Raw genomic sequence first — 10,846 nt, forward strand, 5'->3', positions numbered from 1 at the left:
CGTATATAGCCTTTCCGAGGGCCCTTGAGACATCTTCGTCCTGGATTCCAAGGGTTATCGGGACGATTTTGACGTCCTTTCCAGCGAGCTCGGCGAGATACTGAATGAAGGGCACCTGAACTTCTATCGAGTGCTCGTACCTATGAGCCAATTCGTCCAAATCCGCTATCCCGGAGAGCTTTGCTATTGCCTTGGCCATCTCGGCGTCAATGGCTATGCTCCCGAGCGGGGTGAGCCACTCACCCTCCGGGTATATCGCTATCGGCGAGCCTAAGCCTGTGTGGTTCGGCCCGAGGATTACGAAGGTCTCCGGCAGGCCGTCCTCGAAGATGGCCTTGTAAGTTCTCGATGCTGTGTAGCCTGAAAAGACATAGCCCGCGTGGGGCGCCACTCCAGCAGTTATCCTTCTCTCGCTTCCCTCCTCACCGAGGTCCCTGAAGAACTCCTCTAACATCTCGATGAGCGCCTCGTCAGATGGATAGAAGCTTCCCGCGACTGCCGGGTACCTTATCATCGCCATCACCCCCCGGAGTTAGTTGACGTAAGAGTTTAAATACCTTGGGTTAGTTTAAGTCCAGACCCCGTCAGGGGCAGAACAACGAGTGCCCCTTTTTCAACCAGGCCCCTTTCAATGAGCTTCCACAGCGCGGAGAGGACAACGGCAGATGTTGACTCGACCAAGAAGCCATGCCTCTTAAGCCAGCTGAGTGCGCCAATCGTTTCAAGCTCGTCAACGCTCACGCAGAGCCCACCGGTCTCTTTCAGCGCCTTTCTCATCTCATAGTGCCTCGGCGGTTCGGGAATGGCTATACCTTCAGCGAAGGTGTTTTTCACTGCCGAGCGCTCGCAGAGGCTTTCGTAGCCGGAAGCCTGAACCGCAACGAGCCTTGGAAGTCTATCAATTTCCCCCATTGCACTTAGCTCGGAAAAGCCCTTCCAGAGGCCGAGAAAGAGTGTTCCGCTTCCGGTCGGGGCAAGAACCCAGTCAGGAACGCCAAGTTGCTCGTAAAGCTCAAAGGCGATTGTCTTGGTGCCCTCCATGAAGTAGGGATTGAACCAGTGGGAGACGTAGGTAACTCCCCTCCGCTCGGAGAACTCGACCGCGCGCTCGTGGACGGTCATCCTATCGCCGTCAACGTAGTGAACCACGGCACCAAGCCCCTGGAGGAGCGAGAGCTTGCCGGGACTCGTATCGTAGGAGACGAAGGCATGAACACGGATTCCGTTTGCAAGGCCGTAGAGCGCGAAGCTCAGCGCAGCGTTGCCGGAGCTATCGAGGACGACCTCTTTGATGCCCTCGTCGAGCAACTTTGAAACCGTAACCCAGGTGCCCCTGTCCTTAAAGGAACCGCTCGGCTGGAGGTAATCAAGCTTAAAGAAGGCCTTAACACCGTTGATTTCGAGCCCGCTTACAGGCGTAACCGCTGGAACCGGGGCTACTTCCCCGTTAACGGGCAGATACCTGCGGTAGCGCCTCACGTCAAGGAACGGCTCTGGTGTGAAGGCTTCTAAGTTCCGCTCAACGAGAAGCGTTCCTCCGCAGTCGCAGGTAAGGCGAAAGGTTTCTGGATAAGTTTTCCCGCAACGGGAACAGCGCAGCATAGCATCACCTTTTTTAGGGATGGTGTGGAATAAAGGACATCGAAACTTAAAAAGGTGGTTGCCATGGGTGAGAAGTTCATTTCAGCCGAAAGGCCACAAACAGAGGAAGGCTACCAGTACCACATAGCCTGCAAGCCCGGTGATGTTGCGCGCTACGTTCTCCTGCCGGGCGACCCGGAGAGGGTTCCGAAGATAAGCTCCCTCTGGGATGAAGCAAGGGAGATAGCCTTCCACCGCGAGTACAGAACGCACACGGGCAAATACAAGGGCGTTCCAATAAGCGTCACCTCGACGGGGATAGGCGGGCCTTCGACCGCTATCGCCATCGAGGAGCTCGCGGCGATAGGCGCTGACACGTTCATAAGAGTCGGCTCCACCGGCGCAATCCAGCCGGGGATGGAGATAGGGGACCTGATTATAGCCAAGGCCGCTGTGAGGCTTGAGGGAACCTCAAAGCAGTACGTCCGCGTCGAGTACCCGGCCGTTGCTGACCTTGAGGTGACGCTCGCGCTCATAGAGGCTGCCGAAACCCTCGGCGTTAAGTACCACATAGGCATAACTGCCTCGACGGACAGCTTCTACCTCGGTCAGGGAAGGCCGGGTCTGAACGGCTACTTCCCAAGCTTCGCGAGGAACATCCTCGACGACCTCAGGCAGGCGAGGGTCACGAACTTCGAGATGGAAGCGGCCACGCTGTTCACGCTTGCCAACATCTACGGGCTCAGGGCAGGTTGCGTGTGCGCCGTCTTCGCGAACCGCATTACGAACGAGTTCGGAAAGGCCGGAGAGAAGGAAGCCGCGATGGTCGCGAGCGAGGCGGTGAAGATACTCGCCGAATGGGACGAGGAGAAGGAGAAGAAAGGAAAGAAGGTGTGGTTCCCGGGGCTGAGGGGTTGAGATGGACGAGAGGCTGTTACTCGTCAGGCAACTCCTCAGTGAAGGGGACGTTGCGGGGGCAGAGGGGGAGGCAAGGAAGATAGAAGACCCCTACTGGCGCTCCTACGCCCTGAGATGGGTCGCAGAAGCCCTTGCGAATGAACCGGAGAGGGCCCTCGAGGTGGCACTGTCCATAGAGGAACCCTCGGTTAGGGACGAGGCGCTTCGCTCCCTGGCCTACGTTTTTTCCAAGAACGGGAAGTTCAAAGAGGCCCTGGAAACTGCGAGAAAGATTGAGAACTCTTTCCTGAGAAAGAAAGCCTTTCGGGCGGTTAGCAATTTCCTGGCGAGGGCCATAGCGACCAAGGGCATTGAGATTCGGCTGAGCGACCTGAAACTCGATGAGAGAGACCTCGAGGACCTCAAACCCCTCCCCTATGGAGTTATCTACAAGGACGGCAAGCTGATGCCTGGCTCGGTGCTCCACAGGATTAAGGGGGAGGTCATGGGTGGGGTAATAGACAGGTCGGCAGAGGGGCCAAAGAGGGAACCGCCGAAGCCGATTTTTGAAAGCGAGGAGTCAGAACCTGAGGACTACGTGTTCGAGTACATCAGAAAGCTCATCGAGGATGGTGGGCTTGAAGAAGCCGAGAAGCTCGCAAAGGGGCTTCCAGAGCCCTTCAGGAGCTTTTACCTTGAGGAAATTGGCGTGAAGCTCCTTGAAACGGGAGACACGGCCAGGGCAGAAGAAATATTCCGGGAGCTCGAAGTTTCGGATGTCCTGGGGTCACTCTTGGCCAGGAAAAACCTCGACCGGCCGGAGCTCGTTTTGAAGTACCTCGAAAAGACCCATAACCCCGCAACGAGGCTGATGGTAGCCTATGAGGTCACCAAGGAGAGGGGAGTTGACACGGAGTTCCTACGAAACGCGCTGATATGGGCAACGGACGAATGGAAGAGGGGCAGGATTCTGAAGTTCCTCGCCTTTGAGATGCTCGAGGAGGCCAAGAAAAAAGGCGACGAACGGCTGAGAAGGATTTCCAGGGAGCTCTTTGAGCTTGGAAAAAGCGTTGAAAACTCCAGTGAGAGCTAAAACCTAATATTCTTTTTTGTTATGAGAGAAAGCAGACCGAGAGAACTCGTTTTGAGATGAAGTCCCAGAAGAAGTTTGTGGTGCGGTGGCCGGGATTTGAACCCGGGCCAGCGGCGTGGCAGGCCGCTGTCCTAGCCAGGCTAGACTACCACCGCACAGGCCCGATACTAACTCATCCGGAGAGCATTTATAAATTTTTCGGTCTTTGGGAAAGGTTAAATTTATAAAGCGTTTCCGAGAAGGGTTAGCGGGCAGTGCCCCGGTGGCCTAGTCTGGATAGGGCGCGAGGCTGCGGACCTCGAGGTCCGGGGTTCAAATCCCCGCCGGGGCGCCAGTTACAAACTTCGCCTGCGCGAAGTTTGACCAAGGTTCGTGATTCTTTTCTAAAAAAGCAACTCCAAGAAGTTTGCACTCTTAAAAGGCAGTACACCATTTGTGAAGAAAAGGAAATTCAGGAGAAAACTCATGTTCTCAGCTTCGCCAGCGCGTCCTCGGCCGCCTGGAGTATCTGATAGCCGACGGGCGAGGCCGTCAGAAGCGGATGGGTCGCTATCTGGAGGGTGTAGAGTTCGCTCGCCGTGAGCCTCTTCTGTATGGCCAAGGCAAGGATGTTTATCATCTCGCCGACGCTTTTGCCACCAGCTATCTGGGCCCCGAGTATCGCACCCCTGTCGCGGGAGAAGATGAGCTTCACCGTCACCATCGAGGTGTCCGGGAACTTCGCCGGGTGCCTGTCCGGGCCTGACGCCCTGCCTACTATGACCTCGAAGCCCTCTTTTTTTGCGGCTTCTTCGGTTAGGCCCGCCGCGGCCAGTGTGAGACCTGCCACGTGGGTCGAGTAGGCACCTATAGTCCTTCTGTTCTCCCTCACAATCTGAAGCTTGAAGAGGTTGGCCCCTGCAATCCTCGCCTCGAAGGTGGCCGTAGAGGCGAGCATAAGGCCGTAGGGCTTGCCGGTGAAGAAGTCCCTGTGCTCCACGCAGTCGCCGACCGCAAAGATGTCGGGATGAGACGTCCTCATGTACTCGTCGGTCCAGATGCCGTAGCGCGTAACCTTGAGGCCGGCCTTAACGGCCAGCTCAACGTTGGGCCGGTAACCTGTGGACAGAATTACCAAATCGGCCGGGATTTCCCTTCCGTCGAGGAGCTTGACTTTCTCCACCTTCCCGTTCCCCGCAAAGCCCTCAACCTGCCCGTAGGCAATTTTTATTCCAGCTTCCTTCATCCTCTCCTCAATCATCTCGCTGAACTCCGGGTCAAAAGAGCTTCTCAGAAGCCTGCTCCTGACGACCAGAGTCACGTCCTTGCCAAGCTTCCTTATCTCGTCGCCAACCTCTAAGGCTATGAAGCCCCCGCCGACGATAACAATTTTCTCGGCTTCCTCTACCTTCTCCCGGAGCTTCTTGAGGTACTCGTAGTCCTTGGGGACGGTGTATATCCCATCGAGGTCAACCCCCGGGAAGTTCGGCCTTGCAGGCTTCGAGCCTGTCGCCAAGACCAGCTTCTCCCAGGCTATCTCCTTTCCGGACTTGGTCCTGACGACCTTCCTCTTCGGGTCGATGTCGGTAACCTCGTCCGTCAGGATATCAACGCCAAGGGGCTCCAAGAACTTCTCAACAGGCAGTACGTCGTCGTCAACACTCTTCAGGGTTCCGAAGATGTAGGGGATTCCACAGGGAATCATGCCCACCTTTTCCCTCTTGATGACGAGGACGCTCCTGTCGGGGTAGAACTTCTTGGCCGAGATGGCCGTTGTGATACCCCCAGCTGAGGCTCCGATAATCACGACATCGTACTTCATTCGCATCACCGGAAGAATTAGGCCTCCCTACTATTAAACACTTTCTTTAACCTTCGGTTCTCAACGTAAGCACTTTTCGGGGGAGAAATGGAGGGAAAAGAACATCACTCGCCCGTTGCACCCTTAAGGGCATCCTTGCACGGACAGCGACGCTCCTTGGGGATGTGCTCCACTGCCTTCATGAGGAGGAGCTTTATCTCCTCGCCCTTCTTTGCCATGAGCTCGACGACCTCGGTGTGGGTGAGCTTCTCCTTGCTGATTCCCGCGGCGTAGTTGGTAACTATGGCAACGCTCGCGTAACACATCTCAAGCTCCCTCGCGAGAACAGCTTCCGGACACTGGGTCATGCCAACGACGTCCGCACCGAGTATTTTGAGCGCCCTTATCTCCGCCCTCGTCTCGAAGCGCGGTCCCTCCATGCAGGCGTAGGTTCCGGTCGGGTGGTAAGCGAAGCCGAGCTCCTTGGCCGCTGTTATGAGCGCGTTCCTGAGCTCCGGGCAGTAGGGGTCGGTAAAGTCCACGTGGGCGACGAACTTCCTGTCGTGGGGGCTATCTTCACCGTCGTAGAATGTGTAGTGCCTGGTCTTCGTGAAGTCCATGAGCTGGTCGAGGATTACGAAGTCACCGGGCTTCATGTCGAGGTTGAGAGAGCCAACGGCTGAAGTTGCCAGAATCCTTTCAACACCGAGCTCGTGAAGCGCCCAGATGTTGGCGTGGTAGTTTATCTTGTGGGGCGGAACGCTGTGCTTCTCCCCGTGCCTTGGCAGGAACGCTATCTCCTCGCCCTTGTAAGTCCCTATCTTGACCCTTACCGCTCCGTAGGGGGTCTCAACGGTTTCCTCTCTTACGTTCTCAAGCAGTTTAGGGTCGTAGACTCCGGAGCCTCCAATGATGGCTATCCTCGGCATGGTATCACCTGAAAAGAGAATTGAGGGAGAACTTTAAAACGTTAGCTTCCTTCCCAGAGTTTGCGCTGTGCTTCGGCGCGCTCCTCGATGTCCTCTTTTAACTCGCCGCCGGTTTGAACCTCAAGGATTTTGGCGAGGATTTCGCTGAGGAGCCACGAACCCCAGCGCGGGTCTTTCACTTCGAGCGATGCATCTATCGCCCCGTCAACGTCGTTCTCCTTGAGCTTCTCAACGGCGATGCTTCCGAAGGCCAGCGAGCGGAGATACGGATTGGTCACTTTCGAAGCCAGCTCCCAGGCGTCGTCGTAGGCGTGGAGCTTTGACAGGTAGCGGACCGCCTTGACTATTACCCTCTCGCTGTCGGTTTCAGAGCCGATTCTCTTCACGAGCTCGTAGTACCCGTAGTTGGGCTGTCTTTCAAGGAGGGCATCAAGGATTGCGCTCATAACGAGCTCCTTCTCATCGCCGATGAGTCTGTCAACAAGCCTCTCCAGGAGCTCGGGTCTATCAAGAACCGCCAGAACTATTGACTTTAGAAGCTCTGGGCGAAGCTCACGGGGAACCTTCGAGAGAACTCCAATGACGAAGTCTATCTCCCCTTGGGCCGCAACACCTATAAGGAACGATATGAGTACTTCGAAACCCACTTTCGAGGAGATACTGAGAGCTATATCAACGAACTTCTCGTAGGTGCCCTCCGGAACGTTGGCCTTCTTGAGATGAACCGCGACGGTCTTCATGGCCTCCCCGAGCCAGTACTCACTCTTGAACTCAGAGAGAACCTTGATGGCACTGCCGAACTCCTCACGCTTAAGGTGCTCTTTAAGAACCTCGTACGCCGCGATGGAATGCCAGGGTTCGTCTTCGATGAACTCAAGAATGAGCCGGGCCTTCCGCAGGTTGCCCTTTTCAATGTAGCTATGGAGAACCTGAAGAAGTGTGTCGTTGCGCTTAACGCGGTTCTCAATTTCCTTGGCGTAGAAGAAAGCGTCGTCAACCCGTCCAAGCTCCAAAAGCCTGTGGACAAGTTCCTCAAGCATTTCATCCCGTAGGGGTTGGGGGAAGGTCTTAATGGACTCGTAAGCCTGAATAAAGGTCTTCGTGGCGCTTTTGGACCCGGTCTTTCCGAGAAAGGTGGCGACCTCTATAAGGGCCTTCACCATTAATATTGGATTGTCCATGGAAGCAACGGCCTTTAAGGCTCTGGTAAACGCCTCGCCGTAACGGGGGTTTTTAGCCCGGTGCATGTAGTACCCAATTCTCGCGTACGTTATAGCCCGGAGGTAAGGGTCCTTAATACTTCTCGTTAAGTAAAGGACTTCATTGTAAAGGTCAACCGCCATGCTCCCACCAAGTCAGGTAAAACAAAGCCCTATTTATGATTTCCGCCTAAAGTCAGAAGTGGATAAGGCAAAAGACGAAATCATCCCATCTCGTCGTAAACGACGCCGACGACTTCACCATCGTCAAGCGACACAAAGCTAACCTTCGTTTTCTTTCCAGTCTTGGGGTCAACGACGACGAAGTCGGGCTTGAGAAGGTATTTGCTTGAGGGCATCCTCCAGACATCGCCGTAATGAACCTTCATCTCCTTCAAAAACCTACCAACATCACGCTTCAGCACCGTTGTCATAGGTATCACCACTACTATCTACAACTTCAAAGTATAAAAGGTTTTCTGATAGACATTCGTTAAAAATAATATCGACAATCAGCGAAGATGAAGGTTGAGGCAGAGAAGGGAGCCCATTGGAACACCGATTTCTCTCGCGATTGCAGGGCACTTTGCCTTGAGCAGGAAGAAAATTCTGGAATCGTTGAGCTCGCTGAGGGTCTCGAAGTTGGCTTGTCCCTTCGCTATGACAACGTCCGCCGAGCGGAAAACCCTAAGGAACTCCCCGGAAACGTAGTCAAGCGGAGTGCCGGGCAATCTTGAGCCCGTCGAGATTACCTCCGCGATTTCCCCAAAGCCAGCCTCGAGGAGGTCTTCAACGGTCGCGTCGTTTATTATCGGGCCTGCTTTACCCGCGACGATTATTTTAAGGTCGGGGAACTCCTCCCTCAGCTTCTCAATGAAGAGCCTGTCGAAGTATATCTCACCGCAGTTATCAACGAGGTAGAGGAGTGTCCCAGCGCGCTTCAGCCTCTCGAAGAGCTCATCGCTGTGGTCTATGAGAAGGCTCTCATCGAGAACCCTTCTTATGTCCTCCTCCAGCTTCTCGGGATTGTAGCCCGTCGAGAAGTCCACGACGTTCCCGGCTATCGCGAGTTTTAGTGCGGTTTTAAGGTCGGAGTTCTCGAAGTGACCGACGAGCCTCCCAGCCATCTCGTTTGAAAGGCGCTTGTATTCCCTGAAGGGGTCGTCGTTCCCAGTGAACTCGTAGAGGTCAAGGAAAAGCAATCCGCCTGTAACCGCTGGAATTGAGTCCTTCGAGAACAGCTCGGAGGCGCGCTTGAGAGAAAACAGCATCGCGTCCCTGCGGGAATTCTCATCGGTTAAGCTCATCTCGACGATTTTCTGACACTGATTTATCGCACAGGAAACGCACTCGTGATGAATCCTCATAGCACCACCGGGAGAAATAGAAAGGACCGTTTAAATACTTCACTGGAGCATCTCAACGTACTCGAGCTCCTCGGGTATGGGCTTCCTTCTCCTCTTCTCCCTCTCACGCATGAGCATGTACTCGTACATGGCTATCGGCCATATCATTTCTCTCACCCCCTTTTCTTTCTCTCCAGTTTATCATACGCCTTTTTTAGTTTAAAAAGGTTTTCAGCGCCGTTTCTGGCAAGAATGACACTTTCAGCTCTATACTCGCTCAAAAAATGCCTTAAGACGGATTTTGAACTTCAATGAACACTTTTGTCCAAAGAAAAGAGACATATCATCGCTGTTTTTGAAAAATGCGTGCATTTATACAGAGTTCTCCCACCCAACCGTTTATAAACTCCCCGGCCCTCATAGTAACGGTGGTGAGATGGCGTTAGAAAAACTTGGAAAGGCCCTTAACAACGCCCTCAGGAAGCTCGCGCGCTCCGGAACCGTTGACGAGGCGACGATAAAGGAGATAGTTAGGGACATCCAGAGGGCACTCCTGCAGGCAGACGTCAACGTCAAGCTCGTTCTTCAGCTCACGAAAACAATACAGAAGAGGGCCCTCGAGGAGGAACCTCCCGCAGGCGTCAGCAGGAAGGAGCACATAATCAAGATAGTCTACGAAGAGCTCACGAAGTTCCTCGGAACCGAGGCAAAGCCCCTTGAGATAAAGGAGAGGCCGACAGTTTTGCTCACCGTTGGTATTCAGGGCTCAGGAAAGACGACGAGCGTGGCGAAGCTGGCGAGACACCTTCAGAAGAGGGGCTATAAAGTGGGCGTCGTCTGTTCCGACACCTGGCGTCCTGGAGCCTACCACCAGCTCAGACAGCTCCTCGACCCCTATGGCATAGAGGTCTTCGGCGACCCCAACGAGAAGGACGCGGTCAAGCTCGCGAGAGAAGGGGTTGAGCACTTCCGCGAGAAAGGAGTTGACGTCATAATCGTGGATTCAGCCGGAAGGCACAAGGAGGAGAAGGGCCTCATCGAGGAGATGAGGCAGATAAGCGAGGCCATAAAGCCCCACGAGGTCATCCTCGTCATAGACGGAACCATCGGCCAGCAGGCCTACAACCAGGCGCTGGCCTTCAAGGAGGCAACGCCGATAGGCTCGATAATCGTCACGAAGCTCGACGGTTCTGCCAAGGGCGGTGGAGCGCTTTCCGCCGTTGCCGCAACGGGGGCGCCGATTAAGTTCATCGGTGTCGGCGAGAGGATAGACGATTTGGAGCCCTTTGACCCCAAGCGCTTCGTTTCAAGGCTCCTCGGCCTTGGAGACATTCAGGGACTCCTTGAGAAGATTGAAGAGCTCCAGAAACAGCAGGAATTCAAGGAAGAGGACGTTGAGAAGTTCCTCAAGGGCAAGTTCAACCTCAAGGACATGTATGCCCAGCTCGAGGCGATGCAGAAGATGGGTCCGCTCAAGCAGATACTCCAGATGATTCCTGGCCTCGGCTATTCGCTCCCCGACGAGGCAATTCGCGTTGGAGAGGAGAAGCTCAAGAGGTACCGCGTTATAATGGACTCGATGACGGAAGAAGAGCTTGAGCACCCTGAGATAATCAACTACTCCCGCATAAAGAGAATTGCCCGGGGTTCGGGCACAAGCACGTCTGAAGTCAGAGAGCTTTTAAACCAGTACAACCAAATGAAGAAGATGTTCAAGAGCATGAACAAGAGAAAGCTTGCCAAGATGGCCAAGAAGTTCAACCTCGGGGGGTTCGGGGTATGATTGAGGCCTTCGTGTTGGTGGTTGTGAAGCCTGGAAACGAGGAGAAAGTTTACAAGGAGCTCAAGAAGGACCCGCGCGTTAAGGAAGATTACAGGGTCTACGGGGAATACGATATAATACTTAGGGTTGAGGTGCCCACGATAGAGAACCTCGACAAGTTCCACGATGAGGTTCTCAGGAAAATTCCGGAGATAGAGATGACTGAAACGCTGATAGCAAGCACCTACCGGGGGTGAGG

The 10,846-nt window shown here is 54.5% G+C and carries 11 protein-coding genes and 2 tRNA genes; 5 read left to right on the forward strand and 8 right to left on the reverse strand.

The genetic code is table 11. The annotated features are described in order from the left end of the window. Both amrB and MVO87_RS01160 read right to left on the reverse strand, forming a co-directional pair. The coding region (gene amrB, locus MVO87_RS01155) for an AmmeMemoRadiSam system protein B (RefSeq protein WP_297551929.1) at window positions 1–514 on the reverse strand (514 nt) is incomplete at its 3' end. 35 nt (window positions 515–549) lie between these two features. Next, window positions 550–1,602, reverse strand: a complete 1,053-nt coding sequence (locus tag MVO87_RS01160; RefSeq protein ID WP_297551927.1) for a pyridoxal-phosphate dependent enzyme — start codon at window positions 1,600–1,602, stop codon at window positions 550–552. Between the two features lie 63 nt (window positions 1,603–1,665). Here MVO87_RS01160 and udp point away from each other — a divergent pair, with 63 nt between their 5' ends. Together udp and MVO87_RS01170 are read left to right on the forward strand one after the other, a co-directional pair. Beyond that, complete coding sequence (gene udp, locus MVO87_RS01165; RefSeq protein ID WP_297513725.1) at window positions 1,666–2,499, forward strand: uridine phosphorylase; 834 nt, start codon at window positions 1,666–1,668, stop codon at window positions 2,497–2,499. A gap of 1 nt (window position 2,500) precedes the next feature. After that, complete coding sequence (locus tag MVO87_RS01170) at window positions 2,501–3,571, forward strand: hypothetical protein (RefSeq protein ID WP_297513722.1); 1,071 nt, start codon at window positions 2,501–2,503, stop codon at window positions 3,569–3,571. A gap of 78 nt (window positions 3,572–3,649) precedes the next feature. Here the strand turns inward: MVO87_RS01170 and MVO87_RS01175 are convergent. After that, window positions 3,650–3,726 (reverse strand) — tRNA-Gly (locus MVO87_RS01175). Window positions 3,727–3,827: 101 nt separating this feature from the next. On the opposite strand from MVO87_RS01175, the gene MVO87_RS01180 reads away from it, so the two are divergent. Continuing rightward, window positions 3,828–3,905, forward strand: a tRNA-Arg gene (locus MVO87_RS01180). A gap of 129 nt (window positions 3,906–4,034) precedes the next feature. On the opposite strand, the gene MVO87_RS01185 is transcribed toward MVO87_RS01180, so the two are convergent. The 5 genes from MVO87_RS01185 to MVO87_RS01205 all read right to left on the reverse strand — a co-directional run bounded on the left by MVO87_RS01185 (window position 4,035) and on the right by MVO87_RS01205 (window position 8,846). Then, window positions 4,035–5,378, reverse strand: a complete 1,344-nt coding sequence (locus tag MVO87_RS01185) for an NAD(P)/FAD-dependent oxidoreductase (protein ID WP_297551931.1) — start codon at window positions 5,376–5,378, stop codon at window positions 4,035–4,037. Between the two features lie 98 nt (window positions 5,379–5,476). Further along, window positions 5,477–6,280 carry an S-methyl-5'-thioadenosine phosphorylase gene (gene mtnP / locus MVO87_RS01190; RefSeq protein WP_297513719.1) on the reverse strand — a complete coding sequence of 268 codons (804 nt, stop codon included), beginning with the start codon at window positions 6,278–6,280 and terminating at the stop codon, window positions 5,477–5,479. Between the two features lie 41 nt (window positions 6,281–6,321). Next, window positions 6,322–7,623, reverse strand: coding sequence for a hypothetical protein (locus MVO87_RS01195; RefSeq protein WP_297513716.1), 1,302 nt, complete (start codon window positions 7,621–7,623; stop codon window positions 6,322–6,324). Between the two features lie 80 nt (window positions 7,624–7,703). Further along, the gene (locus MVO87_RS01200) at window positions 7,704–7,913 is read right to left on the reverse strand and encodes an RNA chaperone (protein WP_297513730.1); all 210 of its coding nucleotides are present in this window, start codon (window positions 7,911–7,913) and stop codon (window positions 7,704–7,706) included. 78 nt (window positions 7,914–7,991) lie between these two features. Further along, the gene (locus MVO87_RS01205) at window positions 7,992–8,846 is read right to left on the reverse strand and encodes a damage-control phosphatase (protein ID WP_297513714.1); all 855 of its coding nucleotides are present in this window, start codon (window positions 8,844–8,846) and stop codon (window positions 7,992–7,994) included. Window positions 8,847–9,261: 415 nt separating this feature from the next. Here MVO87_RS01205 and MVO87_RS01210 point away from each other — a divergent pair, with 415 nt between their 5' ends. Further along, the gene (locus MVO87_RS01210; protein WP_297513712.1) at window positions 9,262–10,608 is read left to right on the forward strand and encodes a signal recognition particle protein Srp54; all 1,347 of its coding nucleotides are present in this window, start codon (window positions 9,262–9,264) and stop codon (window positions 10,606–10,608) included. Next, a complete protein-coding gene (locus MVO87_RS01215) occupies window positions 10,605–10,844 on the forward strand; it encodes an Lrp/AsnC family transcriptional regulator (protein ID WP_297513709.1) in 240 nt (79 codons plus the stop codon). The genes MVO87_RS01210 and MVO87_RS01215 overlap by 4 nt, the downstream gene beginning before the upstream one ends. Window positions 10,845–10,846 lie beyond the last annotated feature (2 nt).

Origin of the sequence: Thermococcus sp. (assembly GCF_027063845.1) — an archaeon.
In the GTDB taxonomy this organism is placed as follows: domain Archaea; phylum Methanobacteriota_B; class Thermococci; order Thermococcales; family Thermococcaceae; genus Thermococcus.